We start from the raw sequence: 22,041 nt of genomic DNA, 5'->3' as shown, positions 1-22,041 counted from the left end.
CCAGCATGACACGCCCGCGCTCACGGCCAGCGGGCCAGCGCGTCGGGGCGGCGCGCCGCGGCTCGCCGGTCCCGCACTCCCCAGGTGGTGATCCGCCACAGCGCCTCGGCCACGATCAGCGGGCTCATCTTGCTGTCGCCGTGCTCCCGCTCGGCGAACGTGATCGGCACCTCGACCATGCGCACCCCGGCGCGGTGCGCCAACCGGGACAGCTCCACCTGGAATGCGTACCCCTGGGAACGCACCGAGGCCAGGTCGATGGCGTCCAGCGCGGCCGCCCGGTACACCCGGTAGCCGCCGGTGGCGTCGGAGACCGGCACGCCCAGCGCGAGCCGCGCGTACAGGTTGCCGGCGCGGGACAGCAGCAGCCGCCGCAGCGGCCAGTTCAGCACCCGCGCCCCGCGGGTCCACCGGGAGCCGATCACCACGTCGGCGTCGCGGGCGGCGTCCAGCAGCGCCGGCAGGTCCTCGGGGGCGTGCGAGCCGTCGGCGTCCATCTCCACCACGGCGTCGTAGCCGCGCTCCCGGGCCCACGCGAAACCGGCCAGGTAGGCCGCGCCGAGCCCGTCCTTGCCGGGGCGGTGCAGCACGTGCACGTGCGGGTCGGCGCCGGCCAGGCCGTCGGCGATGGCGCCGGTGCCGTCGGGGCTGTTGTCGTCGGCGACGAGGACGTCCACCCCCGGCGCGGCCTCCCGCACCCGGGCGACGATCCGGTGCACGTTGTCGGCCTCGTTGTAGGTGGGGATGACCACGAGGACCCGTCCCACCCCGGGATGGCCGACCGTCCGCCTGTCGGCTGCCACGACCACCGTATACCGCCTCCCGCTCGTCGTCCTACCCCGGGTCGGCCTCCCGGCGGCGGCGCAGCACCGCCGCGCCGGCCAGGGCCGCGACGGCGAGCGCCGCGAGGGCCACCTCCGGCCACACCCCCGCCGTCGTGGCCGGGGTACGGCCGTCGCCGAGCCGCATCTGCCGCACCACCACCGCGGCGGTGTTGAACCCGGTCGCCCCGTCTACCCGCCCGTCCGGGGAAACGAACCCGGACACACCGACCGTGGAGGCCATCAGGGCGGCACGGCCGTGCTCGACGGCGCGCAGCCGGACCATGGCCAGCTGCTGGCGGGCCTCGGCCACGTCGAAGGTGGCGTTGTTGGTCTGCACCACCAGCAGCTGCGCGCCGCCGGTGACGGTGTCCCGGACGATGCCGTCGTAGGCGACCTCGAAGCAGATCACGTCGCCGAGGGTGGCGGGACCGGCGTCCAGCACGCCGGGGGTGGTGCCGGGGACGAAGTCGGAGCGGACCCGGTCGACCTCGGAGCTGACCATCCGGGCGATCTCGCGCAGCGGCACGTACTCGGCGAACGGTACGGGGTGCCGTTTGGTGTAGAGCTGCTCCAGGTCGGCGCCCGCCCCGGGGCGCCACAGCAGGCCGGCGTTGCGGACCTGGCCCTCGCCGGGGCCGAGCAGCACGGCGCCGACGAGGATCGGCGCGCCGATCGCGTCGGCGGCCTGGGTGATCCGCTCACCGGCACCGGGGTTGCGCAGCGGGTCGATGTCGCTGGAGTTCTCCGGCCACACCACCAGGTCGGGGTGGCGTTGTGTCCCCGCGGCGACCTGTTCGGCCAGTTTCAGGGTGGCGTCGACGTGGTTGTTGAGCACGGCCTGCCGTTGGGCGTTGAAGTCCAGCCCGAGGCGGGGCACGTTGCCCTGGACGATGGCGACGGTGACGGTGTCGCCGCCCCCGCGTACCCCGGCCGGGACGGCGGGGCCGGCGGCGAGCACCGCGGCCAGGGCGGCGGTGAGCCCGGCCACGGGCCGCCACAGCCCGGCGGGCTGGCGCCAGTCCCGCCAGGCCAGGGTGAGCAGGATCCCGCCGGCGAGCGCGACGGCGAAGGTGACCAGCGGAGCGCCGCCGAGCGCGGCCAGCCGCAGCAGCGGGGAGGTGTCCTGGCTGAACGCCAGCCGCCCCCACGGGAACCCGCCGAACGGGGTGCGGTCGCGCAGCGCCTCCTGCCCCACCCACAGGACGCCGGTGACCAGCGGCCACGCCGCGCGGTGCCGGTCGACCAGCGGGGACACCCAGGCGGTGGCGGCGCCGAGCAGCGCCAGGTAGCCGGCCTGCAGCAGGGACAGCAGCAGCCACGGCAGGTAGCCGGTGTGCAGGTTGGTCCATTCCAGCAGCGGCGCGAACAGCGCCACCCCGGCGAGGAAGCCCAGCCCGGCGCCGGCGCGCAGCCGCCGCCGGTGCGCCGCCGCGGCCAGCAGCGCCACACCGACCGGGGCGAGGGGCCACACCCCGTACGGGGGGAAGGCGACAAGCAGCGCCAGACCGGCCAGCAGGGCCGCCGGGACGGCCAGTTTCAGCGGCAGCGGACGTCCGCCGGCGCCGGGGCGTGCCCCGCCGGTGGCACGGGTCTCTTCCCGGTCGAGCGTCGTCACCGGCACCTCACCACGATCACGCGCCGAAGGCTACCCGGCGGACCGCCCCGCCGGCCCGTCCGGGCCGGTCACTCCGGCAGCAGGATCAGCGGCAGGACGTCGGTGCCGTAACGGGCCTCACCGGTGAGGATCGGCGCGTCGTGGTCGAGGCACGCCAGCACGGTGGCGGCCAGGTCGGCCCGGCCCGTGAAACCCCGCCAGTACGCCAGTTCCTGCCACGCCGCGCCAACGGTGGGCAGCACGGCGCAGGCCTCGAGGGCGAGCAGCCGGCGCAGCGCCGCCCGGTCCTTCGGGTCGTCGACGGCCGCGTACGCCTCGGCGGCGGCGACCGCCGCCACCCCGAAGCGCACCCCGTCGGCGATCACCTCGTGCAGCGTCTCCCCCACGTGCACCGACCCGGCCAGGTACGCCAGCAGCGCCGACCGGTCGAGGACCAGCCGCACGGGCGGGCCGTCGGGGTCGCTCACGCGGCGGTGACCCGGGAGGAGGCGTCCTCGCCGCCGGCGGCGGCCTGCCGGACCCGCTCCCGGATCGCCTGGTAGCGCTCGGCCGGCCAGGCCACGTCGACGGCGGCGCGCGCCGCCCGCGCCCGGGCGACGCCCTCCTCGGTGACGGCGACGCCCTGGTGGGCCAGCTCGGCGTCGAGTGCTTCCCGGCGCATCAGCGCCCGCGCGGCGTGCACGAGGAAGGCGCTGGCGTTGGGTTCGCGTTCGAGGCGCTCGGCGACGTCGGGCGGCACCGAGATCGACAACTTCCGCACCGCTCCGGTCATACCGCACAGCGTAACCGGTCGTACCGCTCTGATGGGGGCGTCGGCAGGCATGAAAATCGGGGCGCGGCTCGCGCCGCGCCCCGATGCTCCCAGGCCCTTCCCGGCCGGTGGGGCGAGGACGATCGGCGCCGACCTTCGGACCGACCCGACGTGGACTGGCTGCCCCCGCCTGGCCGTTGTCTACTGGCCGTGCCTCTCACCCTGCCCGTACACCGGTAACCGCGGCCGGTTCGCGCCGCCCCGCCGACCCCCGCCCGCTGGACCTGGCCGCCGCAACCTTCCGGTCGCTCGGCCAGCGGACGAAGGGACGAAGCGAACAACAGCCGCTTCCCGTGGTAGGACTCAAAGACGGTACGGCGTCCACCCCCGCCGCTGTCAACCCACGTCGGCCTGTCGTGTGGTGCGACACGGCGTGTCGCGTCGGCGTGTCTCGATGCGAACGCCGGTTTCTGCGGGTCCTCAGGTGTCGCGCTGGTGCGCGGCCCGGTACTGCTCGTCGGGGAGGGGTTCCAGCCAGGTGGTGGGGTCCTGCCCGCCGGGCAGCGCCTCCAGCATGGCCAGGTGGCTCATGAAGGTGTTCTCGGTGGCGCCGTGCCAGTGCTCCTCACCGGGCGGGCAGACGACGGTGTCTCCGGCGCGTACGCGCACGACGGTCCCGTCGCGGGTGCCGACCAGCCCCACCCCTTCGGTGACGTGCAGGGTCTGCCCGACGGCGTGGGAGTGCCAGTGGGTGCGGGCGCCCGGGGTGAACCGCACGAGGGCGACGGTCATCCGCGACGGCTCGACCCCGTTGTAGACAGGGGTCAGGTAGACGTCGCCGGTGAAGTTCCGGGCGGGTGTCTTGACGGTGGGGTTGACGGGCCGCAGTTCCATCGACGCTCCTTCAGGGTCGCAGCAGGGTCTTGACGGCGCGGCGTTCGTCCATGGCCCGGTAGCCCTCGGCCGCCTGGTCGAGGGGCAGGTCGAGGTCGAAGACCCGGCCCGGGTTGATCGTGCCGTCGCCGATGAGGCGCATCAGTTCCGGCAGGAAGCGCCGCACGGGCGCCGGGCCGCCGTGCAGGTGCGCCAGGGACCAGAACAGCTCCATGCCGGGTACGGCCACGTCGTGGGTGACGCCGACGAACCCGACGTGCCCGCCGGCGCGGGTCGCGTGGATCGCCTGCATCATCGACTCCTGCGTGCCGACCGCCTCCACCACCGAGTGCGCGCCGAGCCCGCCGGTCAGGTCCTTGATCCGGGCCACGCCCTCGTCGCCGCGCTCGGTGACGATGTCGGTGGCGCCGAACTCGCGGGCGAGCCGCTGCCGGGACTCGTGCCGGCTCATCGCGATGATCCGTTCGGCGCCCAGCTGCCGGGCGGCGAGGACGGCGAGCAGGCCCACGGCGCCGTCGCCGACGACGGCGACGGTCCGGCCGGGGCCGGCCTGGGCGGCGACCGCGGCGAACCAGCCGGTGCCGAGCACGTCAGAGGCGGCCAGGTAGCTGGGGATCAGGTCGGCCGGCGGCACCTCGGGCGTGGCGACCAGGGTGCCGTCGGCGAGGGGCACCCGCAGGTGCTGCGCCTGCGAACCGAGCATGCCCATGGGGACCCGGTGCACACAGGCGGACTGGTAGCCGGCCCGGCAGATCTCGCAGGTGTTGTCGGAGGCCCAGAACGAGCCGACCACGAACTGGCCCGGCGTGAGGCTCGTGACGTCGGCGCCGACCTCCTCGACGATGCCGACGTACTCGTGGCCCATCGGGGTGGGGCCTTCCACCTTCTGCACCCCGCGGTACGGCCACAGGTCCGAGCCGCACACGCAGGTCGCCGACACGCGGATGATCGCGTCGGCGGGTTCCTCGATCCGCGGATCCGGGCGGTCCTCCACCCGGACGTCGCCGGGTGCGTGCATGACGACGCCACGCATGACGTTCTCCCTTGCCGATGAGTGATCGTTTGACGAGTTCCCCGCTCGGCGTCCAGGTAACTCCGTTCCCGCGCCGGCAGGGAGTTCCTGGTGAGGGGTGCACCGGCAGTACATGGCTGCCGCGGTTCCCGCCGCGTACGGTCGACGGCGTGGACAACCAGGACCAGGTCCGCGACTTCCTCGTCTCGCGGCGCGCCAAGATCACCCCGGCCCGGGTGGGCCTGCCGGCCGGCACCCGCCGCCGCGTGCAGGGGCTGCGCCGCAGCGAGGTCGCCGCGCTCGCCGACGTCAGCGTCGAGTACTACGCCAAGCTCGAACGCGGCCACCTCGCCGGTGTCTCCCCCGGCGTCCTCGAAGCCGTCGCCCGCGCCCTGCAGCTCGACGACGCCGAACGCGCCCACCTGCTGCACCTGGCGCAGGCCGCCGAGGGCTCCGACACGCTCGCCCGGCCCCGCCGGCGGGCGGGCCGGCACACCCCGCTGCACCGCAGCCTGCAGTGGACCCTCGACGCCGTCACGGCCGGCCCCGCGTACGTCAGCAACGGCCGCCTGGACCTGCTCGCCACCAACCAGCCCGCCCGCGGCTTCTTCAGTGACCTGTACCGCGGCGGCGGTCCCCAACCGCCGAACCTGGCCCGCTACCAGTTCCTCGACCCCGCCGCCCGCCGCTTCTACCCGGACTGGGAGCTGATGGCCGACGTCACCGTCGACGTGCTGCGCACCGAAGCGGGCCGGGACCCCCACGACCGGGACCTGCACGACCTGGTGGGCCAATTGTCCACCCGCAGCGACGCGTTCCGCACCCGCTGGGGCGCCCACAACGTGCGGCGGCACGGTACCGGCACCAAACGCTTCCACCACCCGGCCGTCGGGGACCTCACCCTGGCCTTCGAGACACTCGCGCTGACCGCCGAACCCGGCCTGTCCCTCGTCGTCTACACCGCGGAGCCGGGCTCCGCCACGGAGGACAAGCTGCGGCTGCTGGCCTCCTGGTCGGCCTCGCGGGAGACCGACGCGCGCGGCGAGCGGCTCCCCGCCGAATAGCCCCCGCACCGGCGGGGCCGGCGACTCAGCCGGCGAGGTGCCGGCGCAGCAGCGCGGCCGCCGCGCCGGGGTGGTCGGCGGCGAGCAGGCCACCGGCGGCCAGCACGTAGTCGACGTCCACGACGGCGCGGGCGGCCCGCGGCAGCGGCCACCCGCCGGCGTGGTCGCCGAGGACCGCGGCGAGCACCCCGGCGGCGTCGCCGGGTTCGGCGTGCCGCAGCACCCCGCCGGAGCCGACCATCAGTTTGACGTCGCGCAGGTCCCGGCCGGCCCGCTCGCCGGTGGCGGCGCCGCGGGCGTGCCGGCGCAGCGCCACCGTCGCGGCGAGCGCGGCGATGCGCCGGTCGGCGGCCCGGTCGGCGTCGTCGGCGGGCAGGAAGCCGGGGTCGGCGGCCCGCACCGCCGCCGCCGCGGCCAGGTCGTCGGCCTCACCGGGGGCGAGGAGGCGCTCCTCGGCGGCGGCGCGGACCACGCCGGGGGCGCTCCACCGCATGCCGAGGTCCCCCTCGACGGTGCGGGCCCGCCACAGGGTGCCGGCGACCTCCTGGCTGGGGCCGCTGTCCCGCTCGTCGGGGGTGAGCACCGAGTACACGTCGGTGGTGGCGCCGCCGACGTCGACGACGGCCAGGTCCCCGCCGAGGGCGTCGGCGAGGACCTCCACGCCGGTGAGCACCGCGTCGGGGGTCGCGGCCCGCACCAGGCGGGCGAACCGGCCGCCGCGGGACAGCTTCTTGCCGCCGATGACGTGCCGCAGGAACACCTCCCGGATCGCGGCGCGCGCCGGCGCGGGCGCGAGCACCCCGATGCGGGGCAGCACGTTGTCGGCGGCGGTGACCGGCACCTTCGCCGCGGCCAGCAGGGCGTGCAGGGCGTCGCGGGCGTCGGCGTTGCCGGCGAGCACCACCGGCACCCGCCAGCGCGCCCGGGCCAGCCGGGTGGCGTTGTGGGTGAGGGTGTCGGCGTCGCCGCCGTCGGTGCCGCCGACGAGCAGCACCACGTCGGGGCGGGCGGCGCGCAGCGCGGTCAGGTCGGCCTGCCCGAGCCGCCCGGCGGCCACGTGCACCACGTTCGCCCCGGCGGACAACCCGACCCGCCGGCCCGCCTGCGCGGTCACGAGCGGCTCGTAGCCGACGACCGCCAGCCGCAGGCCGCCGCCGGCCGACGAGCAGACGTACCAGGGCAGCTCACCGGCGGTGAGCCCGGCGGTGGCGGCGCCGACCGCGGCGTCCAGGCCGTGCAGCACGTCCGTGCGCACGGTGGTCGGCGCGGCCGCCGCCGCGACGAGGCGGCCGCCGTCCAGGTCGACCACCGCCGCCTTGGTGTACGTCGACCCGACGTCGGCGCAGACGGCCAGGTTCACGCCGCTGGGGGGACGACCACCGTGCCGGTCGCGGTGACCGCGACGATCGGCTCGGCGAGGACCTCGGCGGCGGACTCGCCCTTGTCGGGGCGGCCCCGGCACACCACCCGGGCGGCGAAGTCGATGGTGCGGCTGCGGGTGCCGACCCGGGTGACGGTGGCGACGACCTCCAGCACGTCACCGGCCTTCATGGGGGCCTTGAACTGCACGTCGGAGTAGGAGGCGAACAGCCCCTCGTCGCCGTCGGTGCGGATGCACACCTCGGTGGCGACGTCCCCGAACAGCCCCAGCGCGTACGCCCCGTCGACGAGGTTGCCCGCGTAGTGGGCGTGGGAGTACGGCACGTACCGGCGGTGGGTGACGGTCAGGCCGACGCGGGGATCGCTCATGCTCTCGCCTTCTTGTTCGTGATGAGGGCGTGCACCAGGTAGCTGGCGACCTCGCCGGGGGTGGTGCCGCGACCGAAGATCCGGTCGACGCCCAGCTCCCCGGTCATGGTCTCGTCGAAGCGGGGGCCGCCGACGATCAGCAGGGGCCGCTTGCCGGCGGGCAGCGCCTCCCGGAACGCCGCGGACATCTCCCGGGTGTTGTGCAGGTGCGCGTCGCGCTGCGTCACCACCTGGGAGACGAGCACCGCGTCGGCCTTCTCCTGCCGGGCCGCCTCGACCAGCTCCGGCACGCTCACCTGCGCGCCCAGGTTGGTGACCTTCAGCTCCCGGTAGTACTCCAGGCCCTTCTCCCCCGCGATGCCCTTGACGTTGAGGATCGCGTCGATGCCCACGGTGTGCGCGTCGGTGCCGATGCAGGCGCCCACCACGGACAGCTTGCGCCGCAGCCGCTGCTTCACCACCGTGTTGACCTCCTTGGCCGACAGCAGCGGGAAGTCCCGTTCCACCACCTGCACCTTGTCCAGGTCCACGAGGTGGTTCACCCGCCCGTAGACCACGAAGAAGGTGAACCCGTCGCCCATCTGCTTGGCGTGCACCAGCATCGCCGGGTCCATGCCCATCTTGTTGGCCAGCTGCACCGCCGCGCCCTCGGCGCGCTTGTCGTGCGGCACCGGCAGCGTGAAGGACACCTGCACCATGCCGTCGCCGGTGGTGTCCCCGTACGGCCGGACGATCTTCTTCTCCGTCATGCCGCCTGCTCCAGGATGTCCGTGGCCGGGTTGTAGTAGTCGGCCTCGTGCTTCGCGACACCGTCGAGGCCCTTGCCCCGGTCCGCGGGCCGCTTCATGATCCCGAACGTGCCTTCGGCGATCGCCGTCAGCAGCGACTGGTCACCGATGCGCTCCAGCAGGTCCACGGCCTCACCGAGCACCCGGTGGGCGCGCTGCTGGATGAACCCGCCCGGCGCCGGCACGAAGTCCTCGTGCAGCCCGCCGGCGGCGCCCAGCACGTACCGGACGTTCTGCAGGGCGATGTCCCGGTCCGACAGCCACGGGGTGACCACCGCCTCGGTCATCATCCCCACCAGCAGGATGCCCTGCCCGGTCATGGTGCCCACCAGGTTGAAGAACCCGTCGAGCAGGTTGCCGCGGAACACGTCCCCGGTCATGTGCTTCGTCGGCGGCATCCACTTCAGCGGCGCGTCGGGGAACAGCTCCCGCGCCAGCAGCGCGTGCGCCAGCTCCAGGCGGAACGACTCCGGCAGGTCCGGGTTGATCTCGAACGCGTGGCCCAGCCCGAGCTGCCAGTCCGCCAGCCCCGCCTCGTGCGCGAAGTACTCGTTGAGCAGCTGCGACACCGTCACCGTGTGCGCCTCGTCCACCGCGTCGGCGGTGGTCAGGTAGTTGTCCTCACCGGTGTTGATGATGATCCCGGCGCGGGCGTGCACCTGCCGGGAGAACCGCTGGTCCACGAACGTGCGGATCGGGTTGATGTCGCGGAACAGGATCCCGTACATCGAGTCGTTGAGCATCATGTCGAGCCGTTCCAGGCCCGCCAGGGTGGCCATCTCCGGCATGCACAGGCCCGACGCGTAGTTCGTCAACCGCACGTACCGGCCGAGCTCCCGCGACGACTCGTCCAGCGCCGCCCGCATCAGCCGGAAGTTCTCCTGTGTCGCGTACGTGCCGGCGAACCCCTCCCGGGTGGCGCCCTCGGGCACGTAGTCCAGCAGCGACTGACCCGTCGAACGGATCACCGCGATGATGTCCGCCCCGGCCCGGGCGGCCGCCTGCGCCTGCGGGATGTCCTCGTAGATGTCACCCGTCGCCACGATCAGGTAGATCCACGGCCGCTGCTCCGGATCCCCGTACCGCTTCACCAGGCGGTCCCGCTCGGCGCGCCGCCGGTCGATCTGCCGCACCCCCGCGGCCACCGCCTTCCGGGCCACCCGCCGCGCCGCCGTCGCGGCCTTCCCCGTCGGCTGGGTGAACCGCACCGACCCGGCCGCGGCCTTCTGCGCCAGCAGCGTCACGTCGGCGATCTGCTCCCGCGCCAGCGCGTCGAACACCGGCGCCGCCACCCCGTGCCCCAGACCGACGTCGGCGACCACCGCGTCCACCAGACGGTTCACCCACGGGATGCCGTCCGGGTCGGCCCCCGTCACCCCGGCCAGCCGCAGCACCGCCCGCTCCACCGACACCGTGGTGTGGCTGCGCGCCAGATCCACCACCGGCTGCCCGGCCCGGCACGCCAACTCCCGCGCCCGCGCCACCAGCGCCGGATCCAACCCAAGCTTGCCTGTCACTGAGGAGTGCCTTCCTGATAGATCACGTCACCACGCAGCACCGTCGCGCGGCACACCGGCAGCGGCGTCGGATCCTCCGCGCCACGCGCCTCCGGGTCCTCGGCCTGCAACACCGGCAGCCCCCGCTCCACCCCGGCCGGGGTGTCCCACACCGCGAACGTCGCCGGCGCCCCCAACGCCAGGACCCCCTCGTTGTCCAGGTGCACGGCCCGCCACCCGCCGCGGGTGTGCGCCGCGAACGCCGCCCGCACACTCATCCGCTGCACCGGGTTGTGGTGCGCCGCCGCCGCCCGCACCGACCCCCACGGGTCCAGCGGCGTCACCGGCGAATCCGACCCGAACGCCAACGCCACACCCACCCCGTGCATGGCGCCCATCGGGTTCGACTCCAACGACCGGGACAACCCCAGCCGCGACTCGTACATCCGGCCCGCCCCGCCCCACAGCCGGTCGAACGCCGGCTGCATCGACGCCACGATCCCGTACTCCACGAACCCGGCGATCAACCGCTTGCTCATGATCTCCGCGTGCTCGATCCGGTGCCGGGCCGCCCGCAACCGGTCCACGCCCACCTTCTGCGCCGCCTGCGCGAACCCCTCCAGCACCGTGCCGATCGCCGCGTCCCCGATCGCGTGGAACCCGCCCTGCAACCCGTGCGCCGAGCAGTCCAGCAGATGGTCACGCACCTGCTCGGCGGTCACGTAACCGTGCCCGCACGCCCCCGGCTCCCCGTCCAGGTACGCCGCCGACACATGCGCCGTGCGCGACCCGAGTGCCCCGTCGGCGTACAGGTCGCCGCCGGCGCCCACCGCGCCCAGCTCCCGGGCCTTCGCCGCGCCCAGCAGCTCACCCCAGTACCCGTACACCTCGGGCACGCCGTCGCCGGAGATCGCCAGCAGGCCGGTGAAGTCGCTCTCGTCGGAGGTGCCCGGGCCGCCGCACTCGTGCACCGCGGCAATGCCCAGCGACGCCGCGTGTCGCAGCGCCGCGCGCTGGGCAGCCACCCGCTGCGCCGCCGTGACCGAACCCAGCGCCGCGGCCCGCACGACGTGGTGCGCGTCGCGCCGCAGCCAGCCCGACGGGTCGTACCCGGCGGCGGCCGCCGCGTCCGGGCACGCCGCCAGCAGCGCCGCCGACACCAGCGCCGAATGGATCGACGCCTGCGACAGGTACACCTTGCGGCCCCCCGCCGCCCGGTCCAGCGCCGCCGCGTCCGGCAGGACCGGCTCCGCCCAGGACGACTCGTCCCAGCCGTGCCCCAGCACCACCGCGTCACCCGGCAGCGCGGCCGCGAACGCGGACACGGCGTCCAACAGCCCGGACGCCGACCGCACCGCCGACAGGTCCAGCCCCGACAGGGCCAACCCCGTGTCCGTGGCGTGCACGTGCGCGTCCACGAACGCCGGCGTCACCAGCGCACCACCCAGCTCCACCACCCGGTCGGCGGCCGGCGCGTCCGCGTCGGCACCCAACCAGGCGATCCGTCCGTCACGCACCAGCAACGCCGTCGCGCTCGGGTCGGCCGGACAGTGCAGCACTCCGCCGCGGTACAAGGTCGAGGGGTTCGTCATGATGCTCAGTCTGCCGCCAACCGCGCCTCGAACAGACGACGCACCCCCGGCTCGCCGCGCAGCAGGTCCAGCGCCAACTCCGCGTGCCCCGGCACGTACCCGTTGCCCACCAGCATGGTCACGTCCGCGGCCAGGCCCTCCGCCCCCAGCGCCGCCGCCGCGAAACTCGTCGCCATCGAGAAGAAGATCACCGTGCCGCCATCCTCGGTGCCCAGGACCGCACCGTGCTCACAACCCGGCACGTCCACGCAGACCACCGTCACGTCCGCCGGGCCACCCAGCGCCGTGGTCACCGCCGTGGACAACCCCACCGGGTCGCGCGCGTCGGCCAGCGCCACCACGTCCGCCAGGCCGGCCGCCTCCAGGGCGTCGCGCTCCGCCGCCACCGGCACCACCCCGACGGTACGGCCGGCGCCCGCCCGCCGTGCCGCCGCCAGGGACAGCGAACCGCTCTTGCCGGCCCCACCGATCACCGCCACCGTCACCGGCCGCGGGTCCTCCCCGCGGCGGCGCCGCGCCACCTGCTCGGCCACCACCCGCGCGGTCAGCGCCGGAGCCCCGCACACGTCGAGCACGGCCAGCGACAGCTCCGGGTGCAGGTCGCCCGGCAGCACCGCGGCGATCGACCGGGCGAACAGGATCGCGTACCCGTCACAGGGCACCTGCTCGCTGCGCCCGTCCCAGCGGGCCAGCCCGTCGAGGATCGTCAGCGGGGTCAGCGTCAGCGACACCAGGGTGGCCACCCGGTCGCCCGGCCGCAGGCCCAGCGGGGACCGCTTCCCGGCCTCCTCCACCGTGCCGATCAGCATCCCGCCGGAGCCGGTGACCGGGTTCTGCATCTTCCCCCGGGTCGAGATGATCTCCAGCACCTCGGCGCGGACCTTCTCCCCGTCGCCGCCGTGCTTCTCCGACAGCTGCCGGAAGCTCGCCGCGTCCAGGTTGAGCCGCTCGACCCGGATCCGCACCTCGTTCGCGGCGATCCGCGGGTCGGCGTCCAGGCGCCACGCCGCCTGCGGCAGCACCCCCGCCGGTTCCACGACTCGGTGCAGACCCACCGGTGACGTCACGCCGACCCCCTATGTCCAGCCGCCCGAAACCCCGGTCAGGGCTCGCGTCGCGGGAAAACTTCCGGCAGACTAATTTCTTCACCGGATATTTTCCAGTAGCCTTCGGGATCGTTGATCACCCGCACCACAGTCAGGAGGGGCCGTGACCCAGACCCAACCGGTTGAGACCATCCCTCAACCCCGTCACGCCCCGGTCGCCGTTCCGACCGCCGGGCAGCCGTACGAATACCGCCGCAGCCCCCTGGTCGAACCCGACTGGACCCGCTTCCCCGGCTGGCGCCACGTCACCCGGGAGCAGTGGGAGAACGCCCAGTGGCAGCGGGTCAACTGCGTCAAGAACATCAAGCAGCTGCGCACCGTCCTCGGCGACCTCGTCGACGAGACCTTCTACGCCGACCTCGAGGCCGACCAGAAGGCCCTGGCCACCATGTCCATGCTGGTGCCGCCGCAGATGCTCAACACCATGGTGCCGTTCGAGCCCATGACCACCGAGGCGTTCCTCGCCGACCCGATCCGCCGCTACATGATCCCCGTCGCCTCCGACCGGCGCACCGACTGGCCGTCGCACCCCTACGCCAGCCGCGACAGCCTCCACGAGCACGACATGTGGGTCGCCGAAGGCCTCACCCACCGCTACCCCACCAAGGTCCTCGCCGAGCTGCTCTCCACCTGCCCGCAGTACTGCGGCCACTGCACCCGGATGGACCTCGTCGGCAACTCCACCCCCGCCGTCGACAAGCTCAAGCTGACCCTCAAGCCGGTCGACCGCTACGACGCCCACATCGCCTACCTCAAGGCCCACCCGGGCGTCCGCGACGTCGTCGTCTCCGGCGGCGACGTGGCCAACGTGCCCTGGAAGAACCTCGAGTCCTACCTCATGCGGCTGCTCGAGATCGAGACCATCCGCGACATCCGCCTCGCCACCAAGGCCCTCATGGGCCTGCCCCAGCACTGGCTCCAGGCCGACGTCGTCGAGGGCCTCGAACGGGTCGCCCGCACCGCCGCCCGCCGCGGCGTCAACCTGGCCATCCACACCCACGTCAACCACCGGCAGTCGATCACCCCGCTGGTCGCCAAGGCCGCCCAGACCGCCCTCGACGTCGGCGTCCGCGACGTCCGCAACCAGGGCGTGCTCATGCGCGGCGTCAACGCCACCAGCGCCGACCTGCTCGACCTCTGCTTCGCCCTCCAGGGCGAGGCCGGCATCCTGCCGTACTACTTCTACATGTGCGACATGATCCCCAACGCCGAGCACTGGCGGGTCCCGGTGTGGCACGCCCAGCAGCTCCAGCACGACATCATGGGCTACCTGCCCGGCTACGCGACCCCGCGCATCGTGTGCGACGTCCCGTTCGTCGGCAAGCGCTGGGTGCACATGCTCACCGAGTACGACCGCGAACGCGGCATCTCGTACTGGACCAAGAACTACCGCACCTCGATCGAGTCCGCCGACCTCGAAGCGCTCAACAAGCGCTACGCGTACTACGACCCGATCGACACCCTGCCGGAGGCCGGCCAGGCCTGGTGGAGCGCCCACCGCGACGACTGACCCGCACCACCGCGTAGCCCCCGTGAGCCGGCCGGCTCACGGGGGCTACGCGCATCCGCACACGGCGGCGGGCCTCCGGATTCGATCCGGAGGCCCGCCGCCGTAGCGATCACTTGTCGAAGGCGTCGCGGACGTTGCGCCCGGCCTCCTTGACGTTCTGCCCGGCCTGCCGCGCCCGCGCGGCGCTCTGCTCGTTGGCGCCCTCGGCGCGCAACCGCTCGTTGTCGGTGGCGTTGCCGATCCGCTCCTTGGCCATGCCGGCCATCTCCTGGGCCCGGCTCTTCGCCTTGTCGGTGAAGCTCATCGCGCCTCCTCGGCTCGTTCCGGTTTCCGTGGGTTGCGTCCCCGGTGCCCGTCCCCCCAAACGCTGTGCTCGTGCGCACGTCGCGTAAGGCATCCTAGGAAGATAGGTTGTGGCTCACCATGGCAACGGGCCAGAGGCGTCGAAATAGCCGGCGGTCGGGCCGTCCCGGCCCACCTGGGCCATCCGGACGATGACCTCCGCGCCCTCCTCGACGGTCTGCGTGCCCGTACGCCCGTTGAGGTCCGTCGCGGTGAACCCGGGCTCCACCGCGTTGATGCGCATCCCGGGGAACGCCTTGGCGTACTGCACGGTGAGCATGTTGACCGCCGCCTTCGAGGCGGGATACGCCACCCCGGGGTAGCCGTACGCCGGGTCGGCCGGGTCGGTGAGCCGGGTGACCGAGGCCAGGCCGCTGCTCACGTTCACCACGACCGGGGCGGCCGAGCGCCGCAGCAGCGGCAGGAACGCGTGGGTGACCCGGACGGTTCCGAAGACGTTCGTCTCGAACAGCGTCCGCATCTCCTCGGCGGTGACCTCGGCGGCGCCGACGACGCCGTTTCCGGCCGTGCGCCCCTCGATGCCGGCATTGTTGACCAGCACGTCCAGTCCCCCGCCCGCCTCGACGATGCGTGCCGCGGCCGCCACCGAGGCGTCGTCGGTGACGTCCAGCGGGACGAAACGCGCTCCCAGCCGCTCGGCGGCGCGGCGGCCGCGCTCCGCGTCCCGGCTGCCGATCCAGACGGTGTGCCCGGCGGCCACCAGCCGGCGGGCGGTCTCGAAACCGAGGCCCTTGTTGGCCCCGGTGATCAGTGTCGTCGTCATGGCACCAGGCTCCGTCCGCAGCGGGCAGCCAGCCAGGCGCCGGTTTTCCTGGGACTGGCAGGGCCACCCGGTCGGAACGACCGCGGGGCAGACTGGTGGCTGTGACGGAGGCGGAGTTCGGGCAGGCGGTCCGGCGCTGGCGCGACCGGGTACCGCCGGAGGCCGCCGGGCTGCCCGCCGGCCGGTCGCGCCGTACTGCCGGACTGCGCCGTGAGGAGTTGGCGCTGCTGGCCGGGATCTCGGTCGACTACCTCACCCGCCTCGAGCAGGGCCGGGCCTCCCACCCGTCGGCGCAGGTCGTCGCGGCGCTGGCCCGGGCGCTGCGGCTCTCCGGCGCCGAGCGGGACCATCTCCACCGGCTGGCCGGGCTCGCACCGCCCGGCCCGCACGCCATGCCCACCGAGGTCACACCGAGCGTGCAGCGGCTGCTGGACCGGCTGACCGGCACCCCGGTCGCGGTCTACGACGCCTCCTGGACGCTGCTGGTGGCCAACCCGCCGTTCGCGGCGCTCATGGGCGACCCGTCCGGGTGGCGGGGCGAGGAGCGCAACGGCGTGTGGCGGCACTTCCTCGGCCCCGGCTCGCGGGTCCGGCTCAGCCCGGAGGAGCGACGCGGGTTCGAGGCCGCGCTGGTCGGCGACCTCCGCGCCGCCGCCGCCCGTTACCCGACCGACCCGCGGTTGGGCCGGCTCCTGGCCGACCTGCGCGCGCGCAGCCCTCGGTTCGCCGAGCTGTGGGACGCGGGCGCGGTCGGCCGGCACACGGCCGCGCGCAAGACCGTCGACCACCCGCACGTGGGGCCGCTGACCCTCGACTGCGACGTGCTCACCGTGGCCGGCAACGACCTGCGGATCATGGTCTACACGGCCGATCCGGACAGCACGGACGCCGAGCGCCTCGCGCTGCTGACCGTGCTCGGCACCCAGTCGCTACGGGGCTGACCTCCCGCCACGGCAGCCCGGCCGGCCGGTCCGTGGTTGACTGGGCGGGTGAGCGAGATCCTGCTGATCCGGCACGGCGAGACCACCTGGAGCGCCAGCCGCCGGCACACCTCGTACACCGACCTGGAGCTGACCCCCGACGGCGAGCGGCAGTCCCAGGCGCTCGCCGTGGCCCTCGCCGACCGGCGCTTCGCCCGGGTGCTGTCGAGCCCCCGGCAGCGCGCGACCCGCACCGCACACCTCGCCGGGCTCACCGTCGACGCCACCGACCCCGACCTGGCCGAGTGGAACTACGGCGCCTACGAGGGGCGCACCACCGTGGACATCCACGAGGAGAACCCGAGCTGGAACATCTGGACCGACGGCTGCCCCGGCGGGGAGTCACCGGCCGAGGTCGGCGCCCGGCTCGACCGGGTGCTCGACCGCGTGGCGCCGCTGCTGGAGTGCGGCAGTGTCGCGCTGGTCGGCCACGCGCACAGCCTGCGGGTCCTCGGCGCGCGCTGGATCGGCCTGCCGCCGTCCGCCGGCGGGCTGCTGCGGCTGGACACCGCCACCCTCAGCGTGCTCGGTCACGAGCACGGCCGGCGGGTCATCCTGCGGTGGAACCAGCCGGTGCCGCAGGCCACCACGGCCGGCCCCGACCGGGCCGCCCGGCACTGACCCTCGACGGACCCTCCCCCGACGGCTCCGGTTCGGCGCGGAGGCCGAACCGGAGCCGGTCGATGCCGCTCAGAGGTACCGCGCGGCCTCGTCGAGGAAGCGCTGCGCGTACCGGTCCGCCGGGATGTCCCCCAGGTAGTACTTCTTGAGGTCATGCCGGGTCGCGGCCAGGGGGTCGCTGCCGAGCAGATCGTCGAGGGCCGCGTCGAGCCCCTGCACACGGCCGCCGTGGGCGTCGATCACGTAGGCCGCCCGGGCCAGGGGGAACGCCTCCGCGAACTGGGCCGCCGGCGTGGAGACGGCCACCATCACGAAGGGCTTCTCCGAGTACAGGTAGTCCGCCACCACGCTCGACACGTCCGACACCATGGCGTCCGAGGCGTTGAAGCAGTCGGCGACCGTCATGGTCACCTCCGCCTCGGCGCCGAACACGTGGGGCCGCCCGTTGGTCCGGCGGTCCTCGGCCAGCAGCGCGCGGATCCGGTCGCACTCGCGCGCCAGCTCCGGGGACCGCTTCGAGTACGGGTGCGGCCGGAAGACGACGCTGCAGCCGCGAGCGACGAGCGCCTTGACGATGTCGTAGCCGGCCAGCAGCGACGAGTAGTTGGAGTCGGCGTAGAAGCCGGCCCAGGTCGGGGCGTACAGGACCCGCGGATTGGTGATCGACGCGATCGGCGCGGTCGCGATGTGGACGTTCTCGACCTGGGGCCGCCCCACGATGGTGAACATCTCCGCGGGCATGCTGACGCCGTTGGCCGCGAACCGGTCGATCGCGGCCTGGCCCGCCACGAAGTTCTTGTCGTAGATCCGGAAGACCGGGTTGTGGCTCGGCACCTTGTCGCTGTCGCCGTGGTTGAGCTGGATGTGCTTCAGGTTCGTGTACCGGATGACGTGGTTGTTCACCGTCGCGGTGTTCACGTAGAAGGCGGCCCGCAACGACGGGGCGATGACGTCGTCCAGCTGGTTCAGCCCCATCCGCATGACGACCGGGACCTTGGTGAGGGCCACGACCTCATCGAAGTTGGTCTGGTTGCGCACCAGCACGAAGAACTTGCGGCCGAGGCGCTCCAGGTAGGGCAGCCACATCGCGAGCTGGTAAGCGGTGCCGGCGGGCGCGTTCCAGTGCACGAGGAAGGCCGGCTCGTAGGCGGTCAGCGCGGCGTGCAGCTTCTTCTCGCGGGCGCGCCGCGCCCGGAACGCCCGCAACCCCTGCAGCACGGTGACCAGGGTGAACCCGAGCGCCGCGACCGCCGCCACGAGTGCGATGGCCCCGAACCGGCCGGTGAACGCGCAGGCCAGCGCCACGATCACCGCGGCGCCGTTGACCAGCGCCACGCGGCCGGAGTTCGCGTTGCGCTCCGGCGGCGAGCCGAGGCCGGGCAGGTTGGCCGAGACGGGGTAGACCGCCTCGTACACGGCCGCCAGCAGCGGTTCGGTGAGCACCGCCAGGCCCGCGACGGCGACGCCGGCGGCCAGGGTGGGATCGAGACCGTGGACCACGCCGAGCAGGTACGCGCAGGCGAGCAGCAGGACGCGCGCCACGACGAAGGTGCCGGCGACCGCCGAGCCGGCGCGCCAGGTCCAGGCCAGCAGCCCGGCCGCGACCACGGCCGGGGCGAGCGCCCAGAGGCGGGACCCGCCGACCGCCGCCAGCAGCAGGGCGACAAGGGCCACCACCTCGATCGACAGGGCGGGCAGACGTGCCCCGGCGGCCGACGTCTGGGCCTCCGCCAGCCATCCGCTGATCCGGGAGCGGCCCGGCTTCGCGGCCGTCACCGCCCCGCCCCCATCGACGGGCCGATCCACCGCGGCCGCGTCGCCCGGTCCGGGCATGCCGCCAGCAGGTTCTGTTGCAACGCCAACTCCTTTTTCACGGTGCCGAACCCGCTCCGCGAGCCGTCACGGCTCGGTGAACGGTGGGTCAACAGTAGGCGAAGCGCCGGAGCGGGCCCGCACGTCCCTGCCCAAACGGCGCACGCGGCACCGTACCTCCCGAATGTGGCGGGGGTGGCCGTCGGGCGCGGAGCGTGGTCGCCCCGGCGGCTCAGCCGACGACGCCGCGGAGCCGGTGCTGCTCCACCGGGTCCGGGCCGACCTTCGGCGGGCGGTGCTCGTACGGGGTGGAGAGGACGACCGTCGTCCGGGTGGTGACGTTCGCCGCCGTGCGGATCTCCTGCAGCACCCGCTCCAGGTCCGCCGGGCTGGCCACCCGCACCAGCAGCAGGTAGAAGTCCTCGCCGGCCACCGAGTAGCACGAGTCGATCTCCGGCAGGTGGGCCAGCCGCTCCGGGGCGTCGTCCGGCTGCGACGGGTCGAACGGCCGGATCGCCACGAACGCGGTCAGCGGCAGCTCCAGCGCCTCGAACGACACCCGGGCCGTGTATCCCTTGATGACGCCGCGCTGCTCCAGCCGGCGCACCCGCTGGTGCACGGCCGACACCGACAGCCCCACCTTCTCGGCGAGGTCCGTGTACGACAGCCGACCGTCCCCGGTCAGCGCGGCGACGATGGCGCGGTCGATCTCCTCCACGCGGTGCAACCTACCTGGAAAAGCGCTCCCACGCCGCACCCGGCCCGCCACCGTGACGCTGTGCGGGCCGGGTCGTCGCGCAGCGGGTCGATCAGCCCTTGGCCAGCGCCCGCGAGATGACCAGCCGCTGGATCTGGTTGGTGCCCTCGACGATCTGGAGCACCTTCGCCTCGCGCATGTACCGCTCGACGGGGTGGTCGGCGACGTAGCCGGCCCCGCCGAGCACCTGCACGGCGTCGGTGGTCACCCGCATGGCCATGTCGGTGGCGAACAGCTTCGCCTTCGCCGCCTCGATGGAGTACGGCCGGCCGGCGTCGCGCAGCCGGGCCGCGGCCAGCGTCAGCGCGCGGGCGGCGGAGATCTGGGTGGCGTGGTCGGCCAGGCTGAAGCCGAGCCCCTGGAAGTCGATGATCGGCCGGCCGAACTGCTGGCGCTCGCGGGCGTAGCCGATGGCGTAGTCCAGGGCGGCCTGGGCGAGGCCGACCGCGCAGGCGGCGATGCCGAGCCTTCCTGAGTCCAGCGCCGACATGGCGATGGTGAAGCCCGCGCCCTCGCCGCCGATCAGCCGATCGGCCGGCACCCGGGCGTCGTCGAAGGCGATCTGGGCGACCGGGGAGGCGTGCAGGCCCATGGTCCGTTCGGCGGCCTGGGGGTGGATGCCCGGGGTGTGCCGGTCGGCCAGCAGGCAGGAGATGCCCTTCGGGCCGGGGCCTCCGGTGCGGCAGAAGATGTTGTAGAAGTCGGCGACCCGGGCGTGGGTGATCCACGCCTTGGTGCCGGAGACCACGTAGTCGTCGCCGTCGCGGACCGCCTTCGTGGTGAGGGCCGCGGCGTCGGAGCCACCCTGGGGCTCGGAGAGGCAGTACGCCCCCAGCAGCTCGCCGCCGATCATGTCGGGCAGGAGCTTGCGCTGCGCGTCGGTGCCGAACTGGGCGACCGGGTAGCAGGACAGGGTGTGCACGCTGACCGCCTCGGCGACGGCCAGCCAGCGGCTGGCGAGGATCTCCAGCACCTGGAGGTAGACCTCGTACGGCTGGGCGGCGCCGCCGTGCTCCTCGGGGTACGGCAGGCCGAGCAGGCCGGCCCGGCCCAGGGTGCGCAGCACCTCGCGGGGGAACTCGGCGCGCTCCTCGAAGCCGGCGGCCCTGGGGGCGAGCTCCCGGTCGGCGAGTTCGGTGGCGAGGTCCAGCAGGTCGTGGGCCTCGTCGGTGGGGAGGATCCGGTCGACAGTCATAGCGCGATGAGCTCCGTGGGGGTGGTGTTGAGCCGCTGCCCGCCGTCCGTCGTGCAGACGACGATGTCCTCGATCCGGGCGCCGTGCCGCCCGGCGAGGTAGATCCCGGGTTCGACCGAGAACGCCATGCCGGCCTCGATCGGCCGGGAGTTGCCGGCCACCACGTACGGGTCCTCGTGGGTGTCGAGGCCGATGCCGTGGCCGGTGCGGTGCAGGAACGCGTCGCCGTGACCGGCGGCGGTGATGAGGTCCCGGGCGACCGCGTCGAGCGCCTCGGCGGTCACCCCCGGGCGGACGGCCGCCACGGCGGCGCGCTGCGCCTCGTGCAGGACCGTGTAGTAGTCGGTGAACTCGGCCGGGGCGGGACCGCCCGCGACGTAGGTGCGGGTGCAGTCGGAGCGGTAGCCGGACGGCATGGTGCCGCCGATGTCGACCACCACCGGCTCGCCCGCCCCGATCGGCCGGTCGCCGGTCTGGTGGTGCGGGCTGGCGCCGTTCGGGCCGGCGGCCACGATGACGAAGTCGACCCGCACGTGGCCGGCGGCGCGGATGGCGGCGGCGATGTCGGCGGCCACCTCGGCCTCGGTCCGGCCGGGGCGCAGCCACTCCCCCATCCGCCGGTGCACCGCGTCGATCGCGGCGCCGGCCTCGGCCAGGGCCGCCACCTCGGCGGGTGACTTGCGGATCCGCAACTCGCGCAGCACCTCGGAGGCGAGCCGCTGAGTGGCGTCGGGCAGCGCGGCACGCAGGGCGAGCACGTGCTCGGCCCACATCCGGTCGGAAAGGCCGACGGCGGTGGCCGGGCCGGGCAGCGCGGCCCGCACCAGCGGGAACGGGTCGGTCCCGTCGGCGTGGTCGACGATCCGGTAGCCGGCGCCGGGCGCGGCCTCGGCGCCGGGGCGCTCCAGCACCGGGACGACGAGGGTGGGCTCGCCCTCGGCGGGGACCAGCAGGCAGGTGAGCCGCTCCCCCTCGTGCGCGTCGTAACCGGTGAGGTAGCGCAGATCGGAGCCGGGGGTGAGCAGCAGCGCGTCCAGCCCGGCGGCGGCCGTGGCGCGCTGGGCGGCGGCCAGCCGCTCGGCCGGGTACAGCTCGTCGGTTCCCACCCTGGAAGCTTAACGGTCGTTTGGGCGGTCGCGGGACCCCGGT

The 22,041-nt window shown here is 74.1% G+C and carries 22 protein-coding genes; 4 read left to right on the top strand and 18 right to left on the bottom strand.

The window, feature by feature from the left end:
- Positions 1–20 precede the first annotated feature (20 nt).
- From GCE86_RS10870 to GCE86_RS10845, 6 genes are all read right to left on the bottom strand, one after another.
- The gene (locus tag GCE86_RS10870; protein WP_154226833.1) at positions 21–809 is read right to left on the bottom strand and encodes a polyprenol monophosphomannose synthase; all 789 of its coding nucleotides are present in this window, start codon (positions 807–809) and stop codon (positions 21–23) included.
- Between the two features lie 25 nt (positions 810–834).
- Positions 835–2,439 (bottom strand): apolipoprotein N-acyltransferase, encoded by a 1,605-nt coding sequence (gene lnt / locus GCE86_RS10865; protein ID WP_154226832.1) that lies wholly within the window; start codon positions 2,437–2,439, stop codon positions 835–837.
- A gap of 68 nt (positions 2,440–2,507) precedes the next feature.
- Positions 2,508–2,906, bottom strand: a complete 399-nt coding sequence (locus tag GCE86_RS10860; RefSeq protein ID WP_154226831.1) for a hypothetical protein — start codon at positions 2,904–2,906, stop codon at positions 2,508–2,510.
- Entirely contained in the window at positions 2,903–3,211 is a 309-nt protein-coding gene (locus GCE86_RS10855) for a hypothetical protein (protein ID WP_154226830.1), read from the bottom strand. Before GCE86_RS10855 ends, GCE86_RS10860 begins: the two co-directional genes overlap by 4 nt.
- 459 nt (positions 3,212–3,670) lie before the next feature.
- Positions 3,671–4,084, bottom strand: a complete 414-nt coding sequence (locus GCE86_RS10850; RefSeq protein ID WP_154226829.1) for a (R)-mandelonitrile lyase — start codon at positions 4,082–4,084, stop codon at positions 3,671–3,673.
- A 10-nt stretch (positions 4,085–4,094) separates the two neighbouring features.
- On the bottom strand, positions 4,095–5,117 hold the full coding sequence (locus GCE86_RS10845) for a zinc-dependent alcohol dehydrogenase family protein (RefSeq protein ID WP_154226828.1): 1,023 nt from the start codon (positions 5,115–5,117) through the stop codon (positions 4,095–4,097).
- Between the two features lie 149 nt (positions 5,118–5,266).
- Here GCE86_RS10845 and GCE86_RS10840 point away from each other — a divergent pair, with 149 nt between their 5' ends.
- A complete protein-coding gene (locus tag GCE86_RS10840) occupies positions 5,267–6,160 on the top strand; it encodes a helix-turn-helix domain-containing protein (protein ID WP_154226827.1) in 894 nt (297 codons plus the stop codon).
- A gap of 25 nt (positions 6,161–6,185) precedes the next feature.
- Here GCE86_RS10840 and GCE86_RS10835 read toward each other — a convergent pair whose 3' ends face one another.
- Genes GCE86_RS10835 through kdd form a run of 6 tightly spaced genes read right to left on the bottom strand, consistent with a single transcriptional unit; the run spans position 6,186 to position 12,852 of the window.
- Entirely contained in the window at positions 6,186–7,520 is a 1,335-nt protein-coding gene (locus GCE86_RS10835; protein WP_154226826.1) for a glutamate mutase L, read from the bottom strand.
- Positions 7,517–7,909, bottom strand: a complete 393-nt coding sequence (gene kal / locus GCE86_RS10830; protein ID WP_154226825.1) for a 3-aminobutyryl-CoA ammonia lyase — start codon at positions 7,907–7,909, stop codon at positions 7,517–7,519. Before kal ends, GCE86_RS10835 begins: the two co-directional genes overlap by 4 nt.
- Positions 7,906–8,658 carry a lysine 5,6-aminomutase subunit beta gene (gene kamE / locus GCE86_RS10825; protein WP_154226824.1) on the bottom strand — a complete coding sequence of 251 codons (753 nt, stop codon included), beginning with the start codon at positions 8,656–8,658 and terminating at the stop codon, positions 7,906–7,908. The genes kal and kamE overlap by 4 nt, the downstream gene beginning before the upstream one ends.
- The gene (gene kamD / locus GCE86_RS10820) at positions 8,655–10,214 is read right to left on the bottom strand and encodes a lysine 5,6-aminomutase subunit alpha (RefSeq protein ID WP_154226823.1); all 1,560 of its coding nucleotides are present in this window, start codon (positions 10,212–10,214) and stop codon (positions 8,655–8,657) included. The genes kamE and kamD overlap by 4 nt, the downstream gene beginning before the upstream one ends.
- The gene (locus tag GCE86_RS10815) at positions 10,211–11,785 is read right to left on the bottom strand and encodes an amidohydrolase (RefSeq protein WP_154226822.1); all 1,575 of its coding nucleotides are present in this window, start codon (positions 11,783–11,785) and stop codon (positions 10,211–10,213) included. The genes kamD and GCE86_RS10815 overlap by 4 nt, the downstream gene beginning before the upstream one ends.
- Before the next feature lie 5 nt (positions 11,786–11,790).
- Positions 11,791–12,852, bottom strand: coding sequence for an L-erythro-3,5-diaminohexanoate dehydrogenase (gene kdd, locus GCE86_RS10810; RefSeq protein ID WP_154226821.1), 1,062 nt, complete (start codon positions 12,850–12,852; stop codon positions 11,791–11,793).
- 142 nt (positions 12,853–12,994) lie between these two features.
- Between kdd and GCE86_RS10805 the strand changes: the two genes are divergently transcribed.
- On the top strand, positions 12,995–14,401 hold the full coding sequence (locus tag GCE86_RS10805; protein ID WP_154226820.1) for a KamA family radical SAM protein: 1,407 nt from the start codon (positions 12,995–12,997) through the stop codon (positions 14,399–14,401).
- 109 nt (positions 14,402–14,510) lie between these two features.
- Here GCE86_RS10805 and GCE86_RS10800 read toward each other — a convergent pair whose 3' ends face one another.
- Positions 14,511–14,705, bottom strand: coding sequence for a CsbD family protein (locus GCE86_RS10800; RefSeq protein WP_091257866.1), 195 nt, complete (start codon positions 14,703–14,705; stop codon positions 14,511–14,513).
- Positions 14,706–14,819: 114 nt separating this feature from the next.
- Positions 14,820–15,527, bottom strand: coding sequence for an SDR family NAD(P)-dependent oxidoreductase (locus tag GCE86_RS10795; RefSeq protein WP_154226819.1), 708 nt, complete (start codon positions 15,525–15,527; stop codon positions 14,820–14,822).
- A gap of 101 nt (positions 15,528–15,628) precedes the next feature.
- Here GCE86_RS10795 and GCE86_RS10790 point away from each other — a divergent pair, with 101 nt between their 5' ends.
- The gene (locus GCE86_RS10790) at positions 15,629–16,468 is read left to right on the top strand and encodes a helix-turn-helix transcriptional regulator (RefSeq protein WP_154226818.1); all 840 of its coding nucleotides are present in this window, start codon (positions 15,629–15,631) and stop codon (positions 16,466–16,468) included.
- A gap of 48 nt (positions 16,469–16,516) precedes the next feature.
- Positions 16,517–17,128 (top strand): histidine phosphatase family protein, encoded by a 612-nt coding sequence (locus GCE86_RS10785; RefSeq protein WP_154226817.1) that lies wholly within the window; start codon positions 16,517–16,519, stop codon positions 17,126–17,128.
- 69 nt (positions 17,129–17,197) lie between these two features.
- Here GCE86_RS10785 and GCE86_RS10780 read toward each other — a convergent pair whose 3' ends face one another.
- From GCE86_RS10780 to GCE86_RS10765, 4 genes are all read right to left on the bottom strand, one after another.
- Positions 17,198–18,904: a CDP-glycerol glycerophosphotransferase family protein gene (locus tag GCE86_RS10780; RefSeq protein ID WP_244317258.1), complete on the bottom strand. Its 1,707-nt coding sequence runs from the start codon at positions 18,902–18,904 to the stop codon at positions 17,198–17,200.
- A gap of 268 nt (positions 18,905–19,172) precedes the next feature.
- On the bottom strand, positions 19,173–19,658 hold the full coding sequence (locus GCE86_RS10775) for an Lrp/AsnC family transcriptional regulator (protein ID WP_154226815.1): 486 nt from the start codon (positions 19,656–19,658) through the stop codon (positions 19,173–19,175).
- 91 nt (positions 19,659–19,749) lie between these two features.
- On the bottom strand, positions 19,750–20,892 hold the full coding sequence (locus GCE86_RS10770; RefSeq protein WP_154226814.1) for an acyl-CoA dehydrogenase family protein: 1,143 nt from the start codon (positions 20,890–20,892) through the stop codon (positions 19,750–19,752).
- Positions 20,889–21,998, bottom strand: a complete 1,110-nt coding sequence (locus tag GCE86_RS10765; RefSeq protein ID WP_154226813.1) for a M24 family metallopeptidase — start codon at positions 21,996–21,998, stop codon at positions 20,889–20,891. The genes GCE86_RS10770 and GCE86_RS10765 overlap by 4 nt, the downstream gene beginning before the upstream one ends.
- Between the last annotated feature and the right edge of the window lie 43 nt (positions 21,999–22,041).

Source organism: Micromonospora terminaliae, from assembly GCF_009671205.1.
GTDB lineage: Bacteria > Actinomycetota > Actinomycetes > Mycobacteriales > Micromonosporaceae > Micromonospora > Micromonospora terminaliae.
The sequence above is the reverse complement of the archived record's forward strand: the minus strand, read 5'-3'. Positions and strand labels throughout refer to the sequence as shown.

Excerpts from the sequence above, each read along its gene's own strand:
- GCE86_RS10855 (WP_154226830.1), bottom strand. The coding sequence starts at position 3,211 with ATGACCGGAGCGGTGCGGAAGTTGTCGATCTCGGTGCCGCCCGACGTC.
- GCE86_RS10850 (WP_154226829.1), bottom strand. The coding sequence starts at position 4,084 with ATGGAACTGCGGCCCGTCAACCCCACCGTCAAGACACCCGCCCGGAAC.
- GCE86_RS10845 (WP_154226828.1), bottom strand. The coding sequence starts at position 5,117 with ATGCGTGGCGTCGTCATGCACGCACCCGGCGACGTCCGGGTGGAGGAC.
- kal (WP_154226825.1), bottom strand. The coding sequence starts at position 7,909 with ATGAGCGATCCCCGCGTCGGCCTGACCGTCACCCACCGCCGGTACGTG.
- kamE (WP_154226824.1), bottom strand. The coding sequence starts at position 8,658 with ATGACGGAGAAGAAGATCGTCCGGCCGTACGGGGACACCACCGGCGAC.
- GCE86_RS10815 (WP_154226822.1), bottom strand. The coding sequence starts at position 11,785 with ATGACGAACCCCTCGACCTTGTACCGCGGCGGAGTGCTGCACTGTCCG.
- GCE86_RS10800 (WP_091257866.1), bottom strand. The coding sequence starts at position 14,705 with ATGAGCTTCACCGACAAGGCGAAGAGCCGGGCCCAGGAGATGGCCGGC.
- GCE86_RS10795 (WP_154226819.1), bottom strand. The coding sequence starts at position 15,527 with ATGACGACGACACTGATCACCGGGGCCAACAAGGGCCTCGGTTTCGAG.
- GCE86_RS10770 (WP_154226814.1), bottom strand. The coding sequence starts at position 20,892 with ATGACTGTCGACCGGATCCTCCCCACCGACGAGGCCCACGACCTGCTG.